This window comes from Spirosoma litoris (genome assembly GCF_054776755.1).
Genome location: NZ_BAAHBI010000023.1, coordinates 125,742 through 148,138, shown reverse-complemented (window position 1 = coordinate 148,138; position 22,397 = coordinate 125,742). Strand labels below are relative to the sequence as shown.

13 protein-coding genes are annotated in these 22,397 nt (G+C 46.3%); 5 read left to right on the top strand and 8 right to left on the bottom strand.

Features of this window, described 5'->3' with window-relative positions:
- Positions 1-111 precede the first annotated feature (111 nt).
- The 4 genes from ACYVGR_RS15685 to ACYVGR_RS15670 form a co-directional block, all read right to left on the bottom strand.
- Complete coding sequence (locus tag ACYVGR_RS15685) at positions 112-3,063, bottom strand: TonB-dependent receptor (protein WP_460958260.1); 2,952 nt, start codon at positions 3,061-3,063, stop codon at positions 112-114.
- Between the two features lie 357 nt (positions 3,064-3,420).
- On the bottom strand, positions 3,421-4,287 hold the full coding sequence (locus ACYVGR_RS15680; protein WP_460958258.1) for an FKBP-type peptidyl-prolyl cis-trans isomerase: 867 nt from the start codon (positions 4,285-4,287) through the stop codon (positions 3,421-3,423).
- Between the two features lie 56 nt (positions 4,288-4,343).
- The gene (locus ACYVGR_RS15675) at positions 4,344-5,351 is read right to left on the bottom strand and encodes an FKBP-type peptidyl-prolyl cis-trans isomerase (protein ID WP_460958257.1); all 1,008 of its coding nucleotides are present in this window, start codon (positions 5,349-5,351) and stop codon (positions 4,344-4,346) included.
- Positions 5,352-5,460: 109 nt separating this feature from the next.
- A complete protein-coding gene (locus ACYVGR_RS15670; RefSeq protein WP_460958255.1) occupies positions 5,461-6,417 on the bottom strand; it encodes a fasciclin domain-containing protein in 957 nt (318 codons plus the stop codon).
- A gap of 249 nt (positions 6,418-6,666) precedes the next feature.
- Here ACYVGR_RS15670 and ACYVGR_RS15665 point away from each other — a divergent pair, with 249 nt between their 5' ends.
- The 4 genes from ACYVGR_RS15665 (at position 6,667) to ACYVGR_RS15650 (ending at position 11,610) form a co-directional block, all read left to right on the top strand.
- Complete coding sequence (locus ACYVGR_RS15665) at positions 6,667-7,404, top strand: isoprenyl transferase (protein ID WP_182460571.1); 738 nt, start codon at positions 6,667-6,669, stop codon at positions 7,402-7,404.
- A 109-nt stretch (positions 7,405-7,513) separates the two neighbouring features.
- Entirely contained in the window at positions 7,514-10,105 is a 2,592-nt protein-coding gene (bamA, locus tag ACYVGR_RS15660) for an outer membrane protein assembly factor BamA (RefSeq protein WP_460958253.1), read from the top strand.
- 154 nt (positions 10,106-10,259) lie between these two features.
- The gene (locus ACYVGR_RS15655) at positions 10,260-10,832 is read left to right on the top strand and encodes an OmpH/Skp family outer membrane protein (RefSeq protein WP_182460569.1); all 573 of its coding nucleotides are present in this window, start codon (positions 10,260-10,262) and stop codon (positions 10,830-10,832) included.
- A 109-nt stretch (positions 10,833-10,941) separates the two neighbouring features.
- Positions 10,942-11,610, top strand: coding sequence for an OmpH/Skp family outer membrane protein (locus ACYVGR_RS15650; RefSeq protein WP_460958250.1), 669 nt, complete (start codon positions 10,942-10,944; stop codon positions 11,608-11,610).
- A 308-nt stretch (positions 11,611-11,918) separates the two neighbouring features.
- On the opposite strand, the gene ACYVGR_RS15645 is transcribed toward ACYVGR_RS15650, so the two are convergent.
- Positions 11,919-17,582, bottom strand: coding sequence for an SdrD B-like domain-containing protein (locus tag ACYVGR_RS15645; RefSeq protein WP_460958248.1), 5,664 nt, complete (start codon positions 17,580-17,582; stop codon positions 11,919-11,921).
- Positions 17,583-18,606: 1,024 nt separating this feature from the next.
- Between ACYVGR_RS15645 and ACYVGR_RS15640 the strand changes: the two genes are divergently transcribed.
- A complete protein-coding gene (locus ACYVGR_RS15640; protein WP_460958246.1) occupies positions 18,607-20,193 on the top strand; it encodes a hypothetical protein in 1,587 nt (528 codons plus the stop codon).
- A gap of 69 nt (positions 20,194-20,262) precedes the next feature.
- Here ACYVGR_RS15640 and ACYVGR_RS15635 read toward each other — a convergent pair whose 3' ends face one another.
- From ACYVGR_RS15635 to rpsL, 3 genes are all read right to left on the bottom strand, one after another.
- On the bottom strand, positions 20,263-21,192 hold the full coding sequence (locus ACYVGR_RS15635) for an aldose 1-epimerase family protein (RefSeq protein WP_460958244.1): 930 nt from the start codon (positions 21,190-21,192) through the stop codon (positions 20,263-20,265).
- Positions 21,193-21,217: 25 nt separating this feature from the next.
- A complete protein-coding gene (rpsG, locus tag ACYVGR_RS15630; protein ID WP_182460562.1) occupies positions 21,218-21,685 on the bottom strand; it encodes a 30S ribosomal protein S7 in 468 nt (155 codons plus the stop codon).
- Positions 21,686-21,822: 137 nt separating this feature from the next.
- Positions 21,823-22,254: a 30S ribosomal protein S12 gene (gene rpsL, locus ACYVGR_RS15625; protein WP_460958242.1), complete on the bottom strand. Its 432-nt coding sequence runs from the start codon at positions 22,252-22,254 to the stop codon at positions 21,823-21,825.
- Positions 22,255-22,397: the final 143 nt, after the last annotated feature.

The window sequence follows — 22,397 nt, the reverse complement described above, 5'->3', positions numbered from 1 at the left end:
TTGAGAAGAGAACTATTTCTAAACAGGCTACTCATTTGGGGCTCGTTTTCTTATAAAAAAAGAGTCGCCCGATTAGAGCGACTCTTTTTTTATGAATAAGTGTCTTGATGGTTAGAAGTTCACGCTAACCCGGCCAAATACATAGCGACCGTTGTAGCCACCCTGGTTAGGCTGATACAGGAAACGACCCCGGTTCGAATTGTCGCGGCCCGACGTATAATCGGTGCTACCCAATGCATTTCGGGGATCAATATAGATTTGATCGGGATACACATCGAAAATATTGTTAGCCCCGAGCGTAATACCGATCTGCTTAGTTGCCCGGTAAGTTACAATCAAGTCAGTAATCCAGACTGGTTTGAATGTCTGATCAATGTAGGCATGACCTGTCTCATCACGGGCAAACTGTGTGTTCCAGTACGTACCATCAGCTTTTTTAGCATCCGGGTCGGTGGCCGTTTTAAACTTCACTTCGCCAAATCGTACCGTACGGGCCGAAATATCAAATTTACCAATGGTATAGGTCGCACTCAAATTCCATTTGCTACGAGGCAAATAATCTTCGATGATCGAGATCTGGTTGCGGTCGAACAAAGACGTACGATACCAGGTACTTGGGTTGGCATCGGCAGGGTTGTTTTTCGGATCATCGATTAATGGTGTGCTGTTGATGGCAGTAACTGTATTTTTGTTGAAATTCAGCGCAGCGCTCAAGACCAACTGCCCTTTTCCTAGCGTCAACCGCTCTGACCCAACAATATCGAGCCCCTGCGTACGGGTATTGACAGCATTGGCAAAGAAACGAACCAGGTTTACACCTGGATAATCGGCTGACGAGAAGCCCAACTGCGCGCGAGTGAACGAACCCGAATACACAATTCGGTTGGTGATATCGATCTGGTAAGCATCCACCGTCAGCGTAAACGCCCGACCAGCGCGAGCCGTTATACCCGCAGCAAGGTTTACCGACGTCTCGGGCTTGAGAGCGTCTACACCAATCACATTTCGAACAATTGGGCTATCGTTATTCAGAGTCAGCGTGTTAGATGGCAAACCGTTAACGAACTGGGTGCTCGTATTCTGAAAATAACGCTGGTGGAGCGAAGGTGCCCGAAATCCGGTACTAGCCGAACCACGCAACGCGATAGCGGGCGTTATCTGCAACCGAGCGGTCAACTTACCGTTGATCGTCGAGCCAAAGTCACTATAATGTTCGTATCGACCAGCAGCCCCAATCAACAGACGACCTTTTTCACCTTCCAGATCAAGATAAAGCGCCTGACTCTGCCGTGATTTATTAATAGCATCTGTTGGCTGGTTACCAGGGAATACCTGCGAACCTGGAGCGGCAACCACCGTACCCGATAACGGAGGGGCAATTGGCACTACGCGAGTTGGGTCGCCCGAATACGAAGCCGATTCACCTGCCTTGATCTGGAAATTCTCGAAACGGGCTTCAGCACCGTAAGCGACGTTAAGCGATGCGCTGTTAGCGGCCACAAACCGACGGTTAAAATCCAGATTAACTGTATTTTGGAGAAACGAAAGTGAGCCTGCATCGAATGTCGTTTGGGGCGTATCACTAGCCGGAAGCGACGCATTGGCTGAATTGACAATTGTGTAAGCAATCGAGTTCCGGCCAATAACGTTACTAACCTCTGCATTCCATTTGCCCAACATGGTTTTATACCCTAAAATCAACGACTGATCGTTGATACTTGGCTTAATACCCGGCAGAAAACCATCTGGATAATAAAGTGACCCGTCCAGTTTCAGGGGTTGCTGGTTGCGCGAGTTTGGTACGCGGTTGTTGCCATACCCTGTACCTGAACGGTGCGTAATACCGCCCGAGAAATAAAATTCCGATTTCGAGTTCGTTGGAACACCCCCATTGATGAATAACCCGATGTTCTGGGCATTTGAGTTACCCACAATCATGTTATGGCGATCATATCCTCGTTGCTGAATAATAGCCTGATCCTGAGCAATCAGACTCTTCCGGAACGTAGTTGCATCCTGCCCCGTGGGCGTAGCTGGAAAACTACCCGCCGAGCCAACATAAATCGTTGGCGCGTTGTCGTCTGCACTCCGATTAGTCCGATCGTGGTTATTGTACTGACCACTTACCGATAACCGGCCCTGACTGCCTAACCGAAAGCCTTTCGTAAAGTCAAACTGAATTAAACTACCGTCGTTAATTTTCTGAGTTTTCTGATCTGATCCGCCGTTAATATTCGGAATCATATACTTCATGGTGGTCATATTTTGACCTCCTGTCAGTGATGCAGAGAAACCTGTATAGTTTTTCTTTAATACTACGTTGATTACCCCCGCGATAGCATCGGTGCCATACTGGGCTGCTGCTCCATCACGCAGGACTTCAATCCGCTCCACTGCCGAAACCGGAATGACGTCCATATCGGTACCAACCGAACCTCGCCCTACTGATCCGTTAATATTGACCAGAGCCGTCGTATGTCGACGCTTGCCGTTTACCAGAACCAGCACCTGATCGGGTCCAAGGCCCCGCAACGAAGCCGGGTTGATATGGTCAGTCCCGTCGGTTACCGTTTGTCGATTCGAGTTGAACGATGGAGCCACATAGTTCAATACCTGACTAATATCTACCTGAGGAAATCCCTTCAATTCCTTTGTGGTAATAACATCGACTGGGGCGGGGGTTTGTACGTTTGTTCGGGAAGTTTGCGAACGCGATCCAATTACAACCACTTCGCTCAACGCCGAAGATGTTTCTTTTAGAGAAGCATTGGCAACGGCCTCACCATCGCCTACGTTAACAGGTACACTCAGTGTTTCGTAACCCACAAAACTTACGCGCAAGGTGTAACTTCCCGGATTCACTTTTAGCGTATAGTCTCCATTCGCATCGGTAGTAGCGCCAAGGTTTGTATTGGCCACAACAATGGTAGCACCAGGAATAGCGGCCTTAGTATTCAGGTCGATTATGCGCCCTCGGATACCCTGAGCCAGAACGGCAGTGAGCGTTAGTGCCCAAAAGGCCGCGCTCAACAGAAAACGATTCAATTTGTAGTAAGTACACATAGGTAATAGTATAGATGAAACAGCAAACTTAATATAAAATATTGCATTTTGTATATTTTAAAATATATTATTATGTATATATAACCATTTACAAAATAAACAACAATATATCATTCTATAATACCGAATTAACTCGTTCATATTTACTATTTTTAATTTTCTTGACTAGTAACCATCAAAATCGTTATAAATATATATTTTCAGTAAATTTTGACACATATACATATATCGAGAAGTATGCCTTTTCAGCCCCACAAAACGTTGCCACTCAATCAAATCTTTAATGATAAACCATAAAAAAAGCGCCCCATGAATTCATCATGAAGCGCTCTGAAATGACCTAAACTGGCGTTTTCCTTACTGGGCCGAAACCAGTTCGATATCGAACCGTAGGGGAGCATAAGCCGGAATGACCTGATAGCCCGTTGAGCCGTAGCCAAGTTTTGATGGAAAAACAATCGTTGCCTTTTCACCAACCCGAAGTTTAGCCAAGCCTTCGGCAAAACCCGGTACAAACTGACTAGCCAGAGCAGAATAAGTACCAGTTCCAGTACTATCGAAGGCAGATGTAGATCGCAGCAACTTCCCTTTGTACTTAATTGTCAGTGTCTGCGTAGGTGTTGTTGTGGCCCCTGCTGGGTTTTCGAGCGTTCTAACAAACCGTAATCCGGTTGTTGTCACTTCGGTCGGAGTCATCTTGTTGGCCGTCAGATACTCATCAATCTGTTGATCTTCGCTACGGGTCCGTTTCAAGGTTACATCCAGCCGAACAGAGGCATTGGCAGGAATGACTCCATTACCTGCACCAGTTCTGCCAAATGCGTAATACGATGGCAGCAAAATTTGAGACTGATCACCTTCCTTCATCCGGATCAAGCCTTCGGTCACACCCGGTGTATTGTCAACGATGTAGATATAGCTGGACTTAGTAGCGTACGTCGAATCGACAAACGTATCGATCATCGCATTAGCGCTGTTCCGAGATAACACATACAATTTATAATTAAACTCCACTTCCTGACCAACAGCCGGAATCACCGAAGAACCACTAGCTTTGGTTAAGGCATAATAGACCCCAGACGCAGTCATTGATCCTCCTAATCCTTTGGCCGCGGCATAGCTAAGAATATCGGCTTTATTGGATTCCAGAATCTGATCATCGGTAAGACCGATATCTTCCTTTTGGCAAGAGAACAGCCCACCGATTAGCAGAAGGCCAGCCATACATACAGATAGATTACGCATGAAAAAGAGAAATACAACTAATTGAACTTACTGATTTATTTGGCCGAAACCACTTCAACATCATAACGCAGGGGGGCATAAGGGGCAACTATAAATACGCCAGTACTAGTACTTGCATCAATAAGACCCGTGTCTTTATAACCAAGTGCCGATGGGAATATAAATGTTGCCTTCTCGCCTATCCTTAACTTTTTCAATCCAGTAGCCAGTCCTGTTACAAGGCTAGCCACATTTGTTGAGGTTATGCTTACGCCATTGATACTAGCAAATTGTACGGCTGTTTTAGCATGAAGCAGTCTAGCCACAAAGTTTATAGTCACGGTCTGGCCTTTACTTAAGGCGGAGTCTACAAGCATAGCTGTTGCATTGGTTGTTGTCCTATAAGTGCGTAGACTATCTGCCGTTTTCTCGGTAAGTGTTAAACTACTGGGTGCAGCCGTAACATAATTATCAACATACTCTCTTATTTGCTGGGTTTCGGTCCGGGCTCGGTTCAGCGTTATATCATACCGCACTGGCGTACTGCCAGGCACTACACCATCTGAGCTACCAGCCTCACCAAAGGCCAAAATCGAGGGCATCAGTAAAACAGCCTTATCACCTTCGTGCATGAGTAACAGGCCTTCTTCCACGCCTGCTTTTAGTATGCCTTTCTTAAACGGAATAAAAAGTGGGTTTTTCGAATAAACGGTGTCAACAATTTTGGCTGTAACAACTGTAGTGCTTATAGCCGTTGAGCTAGTCGTAGAAGTACCTACCGTAGTACTCAATGACGAAAGCGTATAGGTAAACTCAAGCTCTTGTCCATAAGCGGGGCTTACGGTCGACGAAGGTGGTTGTGTCAGTGCAAAATAGAGACCTGAATTCGAAGTCACCGCTGTAGGTGTTGTTGACCAGGGCTGAGAGGCAATGTATGTATCGATAGCGCTTCTATTAGCTGTATAGGTTGCGGCTTTTGAAGCGGCATCTACATCCTGCATTTTGCAGGATGCAATCCCACCCAAAAACAATAGACCAAGAATTATTAACTGAAGTTTACTCATGAAAATGACTGAACAAACATACCTTATACGCTAAACGACCCCTGATTGTGGCAATGCGTTGGTAGGCTGATGAAAATTTCTGCTTTTTTTGACGATTATGGCTGAGTCCCTACGGCTGTAGGACCTGGTCGATAATGTGAATAACCCCGTTAGTAGCCGTAATATCAGCCTGTTTCACAAAGGCTGCCGTTGTGTTTTTATTGCCCTTTACTGAAATCTGAGTCCCTGTTACAATAACCGTGACTTTGTTTCCACTGAGCATCGTAGAGACTGTACCCGACTGAAACTGGTTGGAAAACGTTACGCCCGGTAAAACATGGTAGAATAACGTATTGGCCAGTGTTTGCGAATTCGCCGATTCGATAGCGGCCAGCGAATAATAGACGTTATCGGCCTTAAAAGCAGCATCGGTTGGCGCAAACAGCGTGGCCGTATTCGTAGCCGAGGCATTATCTAATGTCGACAATAAGGTTGGGTTACTGGTCGCAATACGTTTGATGGCAGCCGATAAAAAGGTCAGATTTGGATTCGCCTGAATGGCCGTCAGCAAATTGCCGGTTGCGGGAATCAGCACCCGATCAATAATGTGGATATAGCCATTTGCGGTACTGATATCGGTTTGGGTCAGTTTGGCGCTATTGATATAAATCGTTCCATCGGTGGTTTTATTAACGAAGGCAATGGCACTGCTGGAGGTGACCACCGAATTACTTCCTGATGGAATGGCAGCAGCAGCAACCCGACCGTTTAGCACATGGTACATGACCAGGCTCCGCACCTGCTCCTTCGACATCGCCCGGATAGCCGCTTCAGTAGATAAGCCCGCTGCCTGAAAAGCGGCATCGGTTGGCGCAAACAATGTCAGGTTCCCCGCCTTCAGGGCATCACTAACGCCCCCATACGCCATAGCTATTCGGAACAGCCCGAACTGGCTATCTTCCAGAACACGATCGGTAATTGTTTGAGGGCTTGCAACGGCATCATCCCGTTTCTGGCAACCCAACAACATAACCAGCAAGACAACAACTGATAGCTGGCTCAAGAATAACGAAAACGACTTAGTCATTTAAAGTGCTTAGTGAAATAATAGGTTCGTACAAAAAAAACGTACCGACCTTATTTATGTTTTCTTCCGGCAAAGATACCTAACAATGAGTGAAAGAGTGAAAGTGCGCAAGAGTGGATACTACCCGGTTGTTATTTCGCTCTTTCACTCATCCACTCTTTCGCTCTTTCATTCATCCCTTCCCCATAACTGACTAAATTTGCGTATCTTCGCGGTCTTGTTAAATACTGTTAAAACTCCTCCTTTGGAATGAAGGAACACATTGACTCGGGCAATCTGCCTCAGCACATAGCCGTTATCATGGACGGAAACGGCCGCTGGGCTAAGCGTCAAGGGGCAGCCCGGGTGTTTGGCCACCGCAACGCCATCAAGGCTGTACGCGAAGTAACAGAAGGATGCGCCGAGCTAGGCGTAAAGTATCTGACGCTCTACGCCTTTTCAACTGAAAACTGGAATCGTCCGAAATTTGAAGTAGACGCGCTCATGACGTTGCTGGTTCATACCATTCGGGGAGAAATTAAAACATTAATGGACAACAATGTACGGTTAGGAACCATTGGTGACACGAATAGCTTGCCCGCCGACTGTCGGCGTGAGCTGGCTGAGGCCATTCGGGAAACCAGCCAAAATACCGGCCTGACTCTACTTTTAGCACTTAGCTATAGTGGCCGATGGGATATTTTGCAGGCTACCCGCCAACTGGCAGCCGATGTACGCGATGGAAAGATTACCCCCGAGCAAATTGATGAAACGTTGTTTGATCAACAGCTGGCTACGGGCGGCATTCCAGATCCCGAACTAATGATTCGCACCAGTGGCGAAATGCGTATTAGCAACTTTATGCTTTGGCAATTGGCTTATGCCGAATTATACATGCCTGATGTACTCTGGCCTGATTTCCGAAAAGCACATTTGCACGAAGCTATTGTAAATTATCAGCAACGCGAACGCCGATTTGGCAAAACCAGCGAACAATTAGTTAAATAAAGTGAAATCGGTTGTGAGGCTCAGTCAGGTAAAAAATAAGTTACGTATCTTTCAACCCTGATTACCCAAATTGGGTCCAGACAATCAAACAGTTAACACGCATTACAACTTGGAACACCGTATAAAAGTATTATTAGGAACTACTCTCCTGCTCATTAGTTTGTTGCCCACCAGGCTTTGGGCACAAGTACGCGTGGGCGTAGGGCGTGACAATACCCCTGCCGTAGAAAGTAATGATTTACTCAATTACGCCAGCCCAAAAGAATATGAAATTGCCGGATTAACCGTAACAGGCACCCGTTATCTGGACCCGAACTCGCTTGTGTCGCTGGCTGGTCTGAAAGTAGGTGATAAAATCCGTATTCCAGGCGAAGTTGTTGGATCTTCTGTTCGTAAATTGATGGAATCTGGCCTGCTGGATAACGTTGAATTGTTTGCCACCAATGTCAATGAAAATAAAGTTTCGCTGATGTTCCGGGTACAGGAGCGGCCTCGTCTTTACCGGGTTAGTTTCATGGGCGTAAAAAAAGGCGAACAGGATAACCTGAAAGATAAAATCAAACTTAACCTGGGTAAAATCGTGACCAATACGATTACGAAAAACACCCAGATGGCGGTGCGCAAATACTTTGTCGACAAAGGCTTTTTGAACACGAAGGTTAAAATAACCACCATTCCCGATAGTACACGCAATAACGCCACCATGCGCGTATTGGTTGACAAAGGCCAGAAAGTTAAGATTGCGAAAATCAATTTCGAAGGCGTCGACGAACTGGATGAGACTGCGGTTCGGATGAAAATGAAAAGCACGAAAGAACAGCGATTTGGTCGTGTGTTTACCCCGTCGAAATTTATTCCTAAGAAATACGAAGAAGACAAAAAGAAGCTACTTGATTACTACAATAAACTCGGCTATCGCGATGCCATTATTGAACACGACACGGTAGTACATAATGGTGGTAATGCCATTAGCATTAACATGAAAATAAGCGAGGGTCGTCAGTACTACTACCGTAATATTGATTTCTCGGGCAATTACCTCTATACAGCTGCTCAGCTTCGTCAGGTGCTAGGTATCACGAAAGGTGATATTTATAACCCAGAGGATTTAGAAAAGCGGATGAACGGAAACCCTGGTCAGGATTTAAGTTCTCAATACATGGATTTGGGTTATCTGTATTACAACGCGCAACCCATCGAGAAAACTATTGAAGGCGATTCTATCGATCTTGAAATCCGCATCTTTGAAGGAAAACAGGCTACAATCAACAAGGTTATTCTGAACGGTAATACCAAAACCAGCGATCACGTGGTAATGCGTACCATTCGGACATTACCGGGTCAGAAATTCTCTAAAACAAACCTGATTCGTACCCAGCGTGAATTATCGACGCTCGGTTATTTCGACCCCGAAAAAATCGGCATCAACCCAATTCCACAAAGTGATGGAACGGTAGATATCGAATATACCGTCGAAGAGAAACCGTCCGACCAGATCGAATTGTCAGGTGGTTGGGGCGGCTACGTAGGCTTTGTCGGAACACTTGGTTTGACGTTCAACAACTTCTCGGCTCGTAACATACCGAACTTTAGTGCCTGGAGACCACTCCCTGCTGGTGATGGTCAACGTGTTCAGTTACGCTTCCAGGCCAACGGTAGTCAGTATCAGGTATACTCGCTGTCATTCACCGAACCCTGGTTAGGCGGCCGCAAACCCAACGCCTTGTCGGTAAGTGCCAGCCATACGGTTTACCGGACATTCTATGATCCTACGAACCCATACAGTATTTACCAAAGCTTACAGGGTCGTACGCCAACGGGTTCGTATACCAATACAGCCATTACGGTTGGTTTAGGCCGTCAGTTAAAAATACCTGATGATTACTTCTCGTTGAGTAACTCGATTTCGTACCAACGGTATGACCTCAACAACCTCGATTTGTTCTACATCGGCTATAAAGACGGTATTTCGAACAACATTACGTTCAATACGACGCTATCGCGGAACAGTATCGATAACCCACAATTCCCACGGAACGGGTCGTCGTTTACATTGAGTGGCTCGTTCACTCCTCCGTATTCGGCTTGGCGTACAACAACGGCAACCGAGGCTCCGAAGGATAAATACAAGTTTGTTGAGTACCACAAATGGATGTTCGACGCTAGCTGGTTCCAGACGGTGTTTGGTAAATTGGTATTAAACACTCGGGCTCACTTAGGTTTCCTGGGTAGCTATAACAAACGTACAGCCATCGGGCCATTCGAACGCTTTATATTGGGTGGTTCGGGCTTAGCCGGACAAGGTCAGTTTGCCTTGGCTCAGGATATCATTGGTCTTCGTGGGTATGATGACCGTAGCGTTTTCACTGCCGACTACGACCGTGCTGTTGATCAAACGTCTCGCAGCCAGGGTGGGGTTGTTTACAACAAATTCGTTGCAGAACTCCGCTATCCTGTTTCGCTGAACCCATCGGCTACCATCTTTGTACTGACATTCCTGGAGGCCGGTAACAACTGGGCCAGCTACAAACAGTACAATCCGTTCGATCTGAAACGGTCGATGGGCTTTGGGGCACGTATTTTCATGCCTGCCTTTGGGTTGATTGGTATTGACTATGGTTATGGCTTCGACAAAATTCCGGGTGTGAAAGACCATGCATCGGGTCAGTTCCACTTCACGATTGGTCAGCAGATTAGATAATGGATTTACGAATTACGCGTTACGAATTACGAGTTATAGACACGGGCAATCTTCCGGTTAAACTATCGTAATTCGTAACGCGTAACGGGGCCGCCCGCGCGGTCGTGAATGACTTGCTATTCAATCACTTCCTGCAAATTTTGACTGGTTCCTAATGAAAAAAGCCCTATTTATTGTACTTTTGTGCTCCGTTTGGGCAACCATTCCTGCTCAGGCCCAGAAATTCGGCTACATCGATACAGAGTACATCTTTAGCAAGATGCCTGAGTATCAGAAAGCACTTAGCGAAATCGACAAGTTTGCCGATAAGTGGTCTAAAGACATTCAGGACAAATACGTTGAGATTGAGAAGCTCCAGAAAGCCTATCAGGCCGAAGAAATTCTGCTAACCGAAGACATGAAACGCGACCGGCAAAAAGCCATTAGCGATAAAGAACGCGAAGCCCGGGATTATAATAATAAAGTATTTGGTTATCAGGGCTTGTTATTCGAAAAGAAGAAAGAGTTAATGAAAGCGCCAATGGAGCTGATTAACCGAGCGGTTGAAAAAGTATGTCTGCAGAAGAAACTGAACTTTATGTTCGACAAAGCCTCTGACTTTGTTATGCTCTATACAGACCCACGGCACGATTATTCAGACTACATTATGGAAGAATTAGGGTTAGACACTAAACCAACGGCGACCAACGGCAATCCAACAAATAAAACAACCACAAAACCTAAGTAAATACATGAATAATGTAGAATGAATAATAGATAATGATAAATCCAGCACGGTCATTATACATTTTACATTAGTCATTATTCATTAATTTAATACAAACAATCAATTCGAGATGAAGAAAAACCTCGTCATGGCGTTTGCAGCAGCCCTCTTAATGGGTGGTTTAAACGCACAGGCACAAGCCCCAACCGCAACGCCTGCTACGACCACCGCAGCTGGGCCGCTGAAGTTAGGCTATACGAACATTGACTACGTTCTATCGCAAACGCCCGAAGCAAAAGATATCCAAAACCAATTGACCATTCAGCGGACCCAGTCGGAAAACGAACTGAAGCGGATGCAGAAGGAATTGGAAGACAAGTATAGTGCTTATGAAAAAGGCGCTGCTCAGATGTCGGACGTGATCAAGAAAGACCGCGAAACCGAATTGCAAAGTCTGCAAGCCCGGATTCAGGAATTTAGCCAGACATCGCAGCAATCGTTGCAGGCTAAATACCAACAATTGGTAAACCCAGTCGTACAGAAGATTCAGAAGGCGATTGACGCTGTTGCTAAAGAAAATGGCTACCAATACGTATTCAATCTTGACGCTGGCGCCAATACCATCCCCATTCTGCTGGTTGCTCCGGAAGAAAACAACATCACGGAACTGGTATTGAAAAAGATGGGTATCGATCCTGCTAAAGCCGCTGCTGCTAAACCAGCAACAACCGGTGGAAGCGCTCCGGCCACAACGAAGCCTGCAACACCAGCTTCGGGTACAGCTCCTAAGAAAAATTAATCCGATAGGCTTCAATCTATTTGTAAAAAGCGGCACTTCCCTGAGTAGGGAAGTGCCGCTTTTGCATTAGAATTTACCGATTTTTAGCTAATCCAGCTTAGTATTTATGAGGCTATAAACTTCCCAAATCTCATTAAAAACGAGTCTCTATTGCATTATATAACCCTTGTAAATAATACCCGAAAAGCCCTAAAATTATGTTATCGATACCTCAACCGTATAAGTCGACTGGCTTGTAAAATAAAAGCATATCCTGTTAGAGTATGCTTTTACTTACTAGATAGGCTATGCTAAATCTTTCGTGGCTACTAACGAACTCGCTTCACGACAAAAGGGACGCACTTAGCTGGCGGACACGTGCATACTGTCTGAGATAAATTCACCACTACATCTTTAGAACAACCGAGTCCGTTAGTAATACGTACTGTGTAAGCCTGGCCGCTCGTTGTCGTTGGGTTTGGTAAATTAGCGACCAGAACACCATCGACAGGTACTGGCTGAGCTGCCCCGCCCGCCACGATATGAGCCGCATCGAAACTGTTGCCAAGAGAGACCTGATAGTAATAACTTGCCGTGTCATTAACACTTAGCCTCCAAGCACTTACCAAAATCCGGCCATCTGCATTAGCTGACGATAAGGTAGCCGAACTACAGGTTGGACTCTGTGCATTCGCCTGATAAAGAGCGATCGAATCTTCCACAATTACGACCGGGCAGCAAGACCCATCAGGACACTGGCCAACGACATTACCATTGACGACCACGGAATAACTGCCAGCCTGGGTAGCAGTGTAAGAACTTTCGGTAGCCCCAGTGATGGCCACTCCATCCCGATACCATTGATACGTACCTAAACCAGCTGTTGTACTCAAGCCGATAGCATAGTTACTGCCTTTGCAGACATGAACAGGCGGCTGACAGGTAGCAACGGTACAGCTTTGCGGAGCCGTATAAGTCGTGCTACGCTGGCCACAGTTGCTCAAGTTAGCTGTAACTGTATGAACGAGTCCATCCGAGCTAATACCTGTCAGTGAGAAGACAGCCGTCGACTGATTCGCGGTGATGGTCAATACGGTCGATACACTACCATCGGTGATGGTCAAACTACCGACTCCAGCATTCGTCAAGCTCACCGTGCCCGTTAAGGTATACTGATTCGTAGCCGACGTACAAGAGCCAGGTGTTACCTGGAGTGCTAGTTGGCAAGCCGGAGTCTGGGTAGTCACCGTAACGAAAGCAGCAGTCGTACAGGTCGGACCCGTTGTACAAGTAGCGGAATAGACATTGGTTGGATTAGCTGGCGTCACAGTGACACTTGAGCCACTATCTCCCGTTGACCAGGCAATGGTGCCGACACAACCAATGGCTGACAGGCTCACCGGAGTCCCTACTGTTACAAGTGTACTACTAGCACTTAGGCTTAATACGGGTTGTGCCAATACCGTCACCGTCCCTACAGCCGTCGTGGTTGATCCTGCCACCGTACAGGTAGCCGTATAATTGGTGGCTTGGGTCAAAGCGGGTGTAATTAATGTGGTTCCCGTAGTGCTGTTGCTCCAGGTTACAATACCTGTACAACCACTAGCTACCAGCGTAGCTGAACTACCGTAGCACACGGTCGCTGATGTGACTACAATGCTGGCAGGTTCTGCTATTGTTACACTGGCCGTTGCGGTGGCGGTACAACTACTGCCATTACTGACAATCACCATGTAGGTAGATACCCCAGTTGTAGCGACTCCCGGTACAGTGAGGCTCGCCACTGTCGTAGCTATCGGTGTAGTTATGCCGGGTCCACTCCAGGTGTACGTTGTTGTGCCCGATGTCGTACCTGTCGCTGTCGCATTCAGGCTAATCGTGCTTCCTGTCGTGGCATTCGCTGGCGTAGCGGTAGCACTCACATTGGTTGGCGTAATACAGTTGCAATCTGTATAAGGCAACAAGGCCGTCACAGTCGTATAGCAACAGGGGCCATTATATATAACAATTGTATAACTCTGCCCACCAGCCGTGGCAGGATTAGCTAAACCCGTAAACGAAACGGCGGAAGCCGAGATAGTTTGACTACCCGTAGCCGTGTAGGAAGGAATCGGACCGCTGGTAATTAAAAACGCTTTGTCAGCATTATTGATGCCCGTTAGGGAAATTTGGCCGTTAGCATTAGCGGTGTTATTGGCCACATTACAGGTCGCGGGAGTTACGCTTACACTGGCAACCGTGGTGGGTACACAAATGAAGCCCGCATCGAACGTATGATTAACACTACCCAACGTGCCCGTCGTTACCGAAATACCGGGGGCTGTAGTCCCGGCTATAGTCGTCAGTTGGATATCGGAATCGTTTTGGTCATTAGCCAGTCCACCCGTAGCATTGGCTACGGTAATGCTGAAACTACCCAACAATGTGCTTAAGACACCACTGGCAAACTGCCCACTTGTACCAAACAGGAGTTGGTAAGCAGTGTTGGGTAGCAAGGTCGTATCGGCGCTGGCACCAGACCAGGTACCCGTGCTGAGTTTGCTCTTGCTGGAGAAATAATATTCACCATTCTCATCCGTTTGGGTGATGGCAATCAACGTTGTGCCTTTGTATAGGCTTACATTTACACCACTCAATACCTTCTCGCAAGCGTCCTGAATACCATCTTTATTCGTATCGATCCAAACTCGATTGCCGATTTCAAGGTATGTGGGTGTTGAACAGTTCAGGACTGCATCGCCTAAACCCGTTGCCTTACCAAATATACCAGCCCCCGAAGCAGATGAGTAAACCACATAGGCGCTATTGACCTGTCCATTAAAATTGTTCATATGCCGTACCCCTCCCGCCTGGAAATAAGGTCCTGCATTGCTGGTTCCATCAGGTACATCCAATGGGTCCATCGATACTGATACGACTTCGCCACTGCCCGGTAGCAAGGCTAACCCTCCCACACTATTTTCGGCATGCGTAAGGCCTCCGCCACCACCGTTGATAAAGTTATCGTTATAAAATTCGCCAAAACCGGGACCCTGTCCATTGTTAACGCCAAATCCGGTTGTTGGTCCTGCTTTGGCATTATTTTCCAGAATATACGACGTTCCGTTGCTGTAGGCTCGTAAAATGTCGCCACCAACAATTCCACTATAAAGCTCTTCGAAACTTGGATTTGGGTTGGTATTGTCAGGAGCCATATTAAAATAGCCTGTTTGGATACCGGTTCTATCTCCAAAAGCCAGCACCATTGACCCATCGACATCAAACTCAATTGATGAAAAAATAGGCTGCGGATAGATCAGGATTCGATCAAATCCAATTTTGATGGCCCAATCATCCGTCCAGGGAAACCAGCCGGTTCTGCTCGGAGCAGCTCCGTCTAAAAATCCTTTGGGATACGTTAGGGGGAAATCAAAGGCAGTACTAACCGTAGTTCCATCCAGTTCCTGAACGTAGGCACGCAAATCGGATTTGTTCTGTGAAACAGCAGCATCGCAAACCAGACCGACATACACTTTTCCTTTGTGAACTTTAACCGCCCAGGCATGTAAATTACCACTAGGGCAGCTAAGCCCATTGGCCATATCATACGACTTAACATTGGCCGAGGTTGGTAATGTACCGTTAGTGTTGTAAGCTGTAATGTCTAGTTCATATAGTTTATTATCGAACAAATTCGTGAAATAGAGTTTGTTACCATCCGATGATAGATCCATCCCGCCAATTCCTAGTTTACCTGCAGCCGCGTATCCGGAAGGGTCGGCACTTGGTTTTGTCGGATCACCCACTAAACCACGCGCGGCATTCGTAGGAATACTTCCCACGTTGATACCCAACGTCGTAACGTCTAACCAGGACGATGTAACTGGTGAATCAGGGTCGCTCAGGTCAGAAATATAAATACCGCCCAGTCCTAAAGGGCCAAGACCCGCGTGACGCTTGACAGTAGCCGACAGGAATAATTTTCTGGTAAATTTGTTATAGGCCGTTCCCCAGGTAGTACCAACTGTTGCCGCATCCGCTACGGCTGTCATGACGGAATGGTCATTTAAACCCGAAGTCGAGTAATTAAACCCAACAACGGCATCGCGCGTTCCTGATGTCGACCCATTTAAAGGATCGCCGTAAACGTAACAGGGAACAATAATTTTCGGATTCGATTGGCAATAATCATTTGGGTCTAAAACTCCCAAGTCGATGCCACAGGAAGGAGCCGCCACAAATTGAGTGGTGGTGCCTCCATCAGTTCCATGGAGTGTTCCATTGCTGGCATAGGTCGGTAGCGTAGAGAATTCCACTCGAACGGGATAGTTTGCGGCAGGAATATCCAACACATATTTTCCGTACGTATCGGTCGTTGTTGTATAAACTTGTCCATTGCAATCAATCGCCTTGACGGTTACGTCCGCTAAACCAGTGGTTTCGCCCGTATTGAGTACACCGTCCGCATTATAATCGTTAAAGACGGTTCCACCTGTTTGATTAGCCGTGGCGTTGCAGGTTGTTGGTGGGCAAGCAGCCGGAGCGGTATACGTTTTTGTATCCGAACAAGCCGTACTATTATCGAAGGAAGCGGTAATTGCCCCTCCTGCATCGGGCAGATCGATTTCAAAGGCAACCACCTGAGGAGAAACAATAGTCTGACTATGACTGCCGATGTTATAACCATAGTTCACCTGGATTACACCCGGCGTGATGGTACGGGTCTGTCCGCCCAGCGTAACGGTAATATTACCACTTGGCGCGTTGCTCCAGGACACTTCCACACTGACGGTGGCTTTACTCATTCCACTAACCGAATAACAACCTGATACGGTCGGTTTGAGGTTAATGGCGCAAACCGGCGGTGTTGGACAGGTAATATCCGAACACAAAAACGCCAGCGCTTTCGCCCGCTGTAACGTAGTCTGTGAGTTATCATACGGAACATATACACTGGCGGTAGAGCTGCCCGGGTCAACCTGATACACACAGGCTGTCGTTGCACCTGAGCCCACATATACTTTGTTGTCAGGCCCAATGGTAATCGCCCATAACGGGTTATCGGGCGCGCCAGCATTGGCAGCGGGCGCGTTCGTGCCAATGCTGCTGCCAATTATATTCCCCGTAGTGGCATCCCGATGCTCTACGGTATTGTTATTAACTACCCAAAGACTGCCATCCGACGCTACAGTAATACCCGCAAACAGTGCAGGAAACTTACCTACATTGACTAATGTACTATTGACCCCTAACGTAATTGGGTTAACCGACAGGATTCGCGTGGTGGAATTGGTGGCTCCACCATTCAAAAAATCGGTAGGGTTCCAACCCGTCGTTACATAAAGTTGACCATTCGTTGGACTTACACTAACGCCCCATAAATAATCGGTCGATAAGCCTAAGGTGCTGTTACTGGCAAAACTGACGTAGTTACTCGGGATACCTAAACTAACATCATACCGGTAAAGACCATGCTGGGCGGCTACGTACAGATTGTTCCCTGATGGGTCCACAGCTACACTGAGTGCATAGTCGGAAGGTAGGTTAATGCTTCCCTGCAAGCCACCACTGGTGTATACGGCGATTTGGCTGGCTCCCAGAGTAGTGACATAGATTCGTTTGTGAGCGACATCAACGGCGACACCTTCCGAGGCATCGGTATCAATCCCAGGTGCACAGCCATTGGTCGCATAAGTTGGCGAGTTGCCCGCGCCTGTATACGGGAAGTCGAAAATGTGCAGCGTACCCGAAGAAGCTCCCTGCGGATAATCAGCCACAAACAGAAACTGATTACCCGTACAGATTGTACTAGCCACCGTTCTTGTGGGTTGGATCGTACTGGCATTAGACAAGCTAGATTCTGAACGGTATCCCTTATACGACGACAACCCAGTAAGCTTGTCGTATTGATGCGCTAACCAATCATAGGCAGTTGACGAATCCCCATTGGCTGAGACCCTATCGACTCCGATAAAAATGATCAGTAATACCGCACACACCAGGGGAAGTGGCAAGCGAGAAGGAACTAGTGAGCGAGCAGTAGCGAACCGCGCTCTGCGAGTAGTACAATTGTTTTTCACAAAAACTATAGTTTACGGTGGCGGTTAAAATAGTATAAGCCTTACTAAATTATGTCCAGATATTGGCCTAAACATCAACTACAAACTGCTTACGAACAGGCTCATAACTGCCAAAAATCAGATGAATAAGAGCCTAAAGAAACTATGCAGGTTTACAGTCAAGGCAATAGCAAGCCTCCCTACTAAATCTTAGTAGTTCATATTCCTTAAAGCTGATTGACTAGATCGATATAGGCTTATAGAGGCTAATCAATTGCCGAGCTATTTCGATAAAGTTGTTAATAGTGCCCAGACTAACTGGTATGGATATCGGGCGGGCTGTGTTTACCTGTTGGGTCGCCTAAATCAAAACTGAGGGAGAACATCGTCGGGATCATTTTTTTGCAAAGTAGATGTATACACGTATGATATATGACTAAAAGTCAATTTTATCAACTCTTATGTTTAGTTCGTGACAAGAAATATGCCATAACATTACAGTGAATATGCCAACATGTAAAAGCACAATTTTTCTCTTTTAAGTAAATAGAAACAGGTCTGGATACTATATATACGATTTAATCAATTTTAATGCCATCATTTAAAAAAGTGGCAATTAAATATACTATTTAATCCAAAAAGATTATTTTTAATAACACAAGTTGAATCTATCAAGAAACTAAAAAGGTTATTTGTACCATATATGTATATACTAACAAAAGCTTGCCTCTTTTAGCAAATCTGCTACCACCTACCCCGCTTTGGTGTCAACCTACCGCGTATCAACCCATATGCTACTCTAAAATTTACGTAATTAATCACGCCAACAGGTATTACTTTATGTCGGAAAAATATAATTATTACTAACTAAAGAGTCGAAATGAATAAGAAAAATCTTAAAAGCGCACCATAACATCAGGCAGACGAAATCTTAGTCTTATTTTTACGTTTTTTAACACAGACACCTTCGACTCTACTTATGACCCGAACTGCCGGTATAATTGCATGGCTACTACTGATCACAACGGTCCTTAGTACCTACGCGCAGGACTCCAAACCACTACAACTTGTATTTCCCAGCCAAACGAACTGGAACCATGTGTCCGAAGGAAGCCCAATTCGATTTGATCTAAAAGCAATCGGCTCTCTGGCTGATACCGTAGTTTTCTCCATTCGAAACGAAATACCAGATGGCATTCAGTTCGATTCCCTTGGGCATTTTAATTGGACACCCAGCTTCGATCTGGCCGATCGAATTCAAACCGTAAGAACTATACCGGTAACGTTTGAAGCGCGCAATAAACGTGGCCAGTCTGTTTCGCAAACCATCGACTTCAAAGTGGCCCATGTTAATCGTCCGCCTGTAGTTGGCGAATTGCAGCCATTTTACGTCAGATACCGAACACAGAATACCTATAAAATTGACCCACAGGTGGTACACGATGACGATGGCGATCCAATCGTATTTATCCCCATTGCCGACCAAATGCCCGAAGGCAGCAAACTGTCATCGCAAGGCGAACTCACCTGGACCCTTTCGCTCAACCAATTTAATCGGTTAAAACAGGCGCCCCAATACCTTGAATTCTGGGTAGAAGATCAGCCTGCAAAGACACGCACAAAAGGAAGGCTCAAAATAGAGGTTACGGCTATGGATTTGCCACCTGACATTCAGGTTATACCCAAAGCAACGCATTACAAATTGCGCGAAAACGCAACCGTAGACCTAAAGTTTTACTTATCAGATCCCAACGGGGAGGACGACATCTCTACATTTGGTTTCCTGTCTGATAACCAACTAATTCCGAAAACAGCCTTAATTAAGAATACAGAAAATCAGTACGAATTTATCTGGCAACCAACTTATGATTTCGTAAAAGACCCGTATGATTCATTAAATGTTCAGATTACATTTTACGCGTTGGATAAAGCGCAGAATCGGGCAGAACAGCGGATTACGTTTACAATTCTAAATACGGTTAACGAGGCAGAGAAAGACCGGTACTATTATAATCAATACCGTCAGGTGTTAGTCCAGGCATGGGGGCTGATCGAGCAGTTAAGCGATAAAGAAGGGCAACTCAAGGATGACTACAAAAAAGCGAAAGGAGGCAAACGTAATCGTTCGGTAGCCAATGCCTCATTGGGAGCTGTTACAGGTGTAACACCAGCCGTAACAGGTGCAAGTACCAGCCCAGCTGCTCAAAGTAATGGCCGTATTATTTCGGCTGTGGGTGGTACTGCTGTGCTAACAATGGGCACGCTCGAAGCAACTGAAGTTATTGGTAAGTCGATGAAGGATTTGCTCGACCGTTATAACTACGTATTGGGCAAACGAAGTGAACTACAAAACAAAGGCGACGTATTTGCCCGCGAGTTTGCGTTGAAATCGACTCGTCGTACTGGAGATTTCGTTAAAAAGTTAGATGATTTCCGAAATTCAATGAGCTTGAGTGGTTTAGTAGCCCTTGAATTAGATGCCAACTGGCAAAACAAAAAAGAAGCTACTGATAAAGCCATCAAACGGACGTTCAAGGATTTTACGCCACTAGAAGAAACGCAATAGGGATTCACGGTATTCAGTTTATGGTTTACGGTGGCTGGCGCGTAAACCATAAACTGAATACCGTGAACCTTATTTCACGTCAATAGTAAAAGCAGCTTCAAATACCTCTCCCTCTCCTACCTGTTGAATAGCTTCTTTTTGTTGAATAGGTTTTAGCTCACCCTCGCTATCTGCGCAACCCAACCAGGGTTCAATACACACGAATGAAGCACCGGGCTTGGCCCACAAGCCCAGATAAGGAAACGACGGAAAACTCACCGTTACGGCATGGTCATGTTTATCGCTTCGAAGCGATACGCTCCGCGAAGCCAGATTTTTGAAAACCAGTGCATCTTCGTCAAACAAATGCTTTGTTAACGGCAGGCGATGACCTTCAGTTGGCACTGGTTTCGTTTCGCCAGTAAAATAGCCTCCCGCCGAAAGCATGTGTGTTTCTAAGTCTTCTGCCTCTTCAAATTCAATGAAATAGTCTTCGAGGGTTTCATTGACGAAGAATGGAGCCGCAAAGGCCGGGTGTGCGCCCACGGAGAAGAAAATGGTCTTCTCATCCTGATTAACAACTCGATAAGTAACCATCAGGCGAGGACCATCGAGTTCATAAATTATCTGAAAGTCAAATTCATACGGGAAATGTACGCGCGTTACGACGCTGGATCGCAAGGAAAATATGGCATGAGTCGTTGTCGATTCTGTTGTTTCGAATAGCGACTGGCGCGTAAAACCGTGGCGCTCCATTGGGTATGTTTTTCCATCAATGAGCACCTGATTGTTCAGGCACCCACCTACTACTGGAAACAGATTGGGAGCATGCCACCCCCACACCGATGGGTCGGCTTGCCAGAGATGTTCTACACCGGTAGGTTTATGAAAAATAGACGTCAGTTCGGCCCCTTTCGGACGAATCGACACGCGGAGATGGTCGTTTTCCAGAATTGTCATAGGGCCAAAAATAACAAAAGCTCCCCAATGTTGGGGAGCTTTTGCAAATTCAACGGCCATCGGGACTTTGGCGCGTTTGGTTGGTTTAGAACCGGAAGTGCGAGAACGCCTTGTTGGCTTCTGCCATACGGTGCGTATCGTCCTTCTTTTTAACAGCTGCGCCTTCACCTTTTGCGGCTGCGACGATTTCGGCTGCTAACCGGTCTACCATAGTTTTTTCACCCCGCGAACGAGCATACTTAATAAGCCATTTCATGCCTACCGCGACTTTTCGGTCTGCCCGTACTTCGGTTGGCACCTGGAAGGTAGCCCCACCGACGCGACGACTTTTAACTTCAACTGATGGCATTACATTGTTCAATGCCTTTTTCCATGTATCCAGACCGCTTTCGTTGGTGCGTTTTGCAACTACATCAAGTGCGTCGTAGAAGATGGAGTACGCCAGGCTCTTTTTGCCTTCGTACATCAGATTGTTAACAAATTTGGTTACGAGGATTTCCTTATACTTAGGATCAGGTAATACGTAACGCTTGGGCGGTTTCGCCTTTCTCATGATTTCTTCAGATTTTTGATCTTACTCTGAACGTAGTCTTTCCAGCGTCCAGTCGATTGATTTACAAATTACGAGGTACGATTTTGGCTGACGCATACATTAAATCGTAAGCCGTAAATCGAACATCGTAAATCACTTTATTTCTTTTTACCTTTTGCTGGTGGTGCACCTTTGCCACCTTTTACTGGAGCCTGACCTGGTTTCGGACGTTTGGCACCGTATTTCGAACGGCTTTGCAGACGACCGTTAACACCAGCCGTATCCAAGGCACCGCGAACGATGTGGTAACGTACCCCTGGAAGATCTTTCACACGACCACCCCGAATCAGTACGATTGAGTGTTCTTGCAGGTTGTGACCTTCACCTGGAATGTAAGCGTTAACTTCCCGACCGTTCGTTAAACGAACCCGGGCAACTTTACGAAGAGCCGAGTTTGGCTTCTTCGGCGTGGTCGTGTACACCCGTGTACACACACCCCGACGTTGTGGGCAGGCATCTAAAGCTGGCGACTTTGACTTGTCGATCAGCTTTTCGCGGCCTTTACGCACTAATTGTTGTATAGTAGGCATTCTTGATTTTGTTTATAAAAAAACAGTCTTCCCGAATTTTGAGGTGCAAAGGTAATAAAAATTTGCGAATTACGATTTGTGATTTACGATTTATTGTTAATGCTGGGAGTAAATCGTAAATCACAAATCGTAGCTCGTCAATC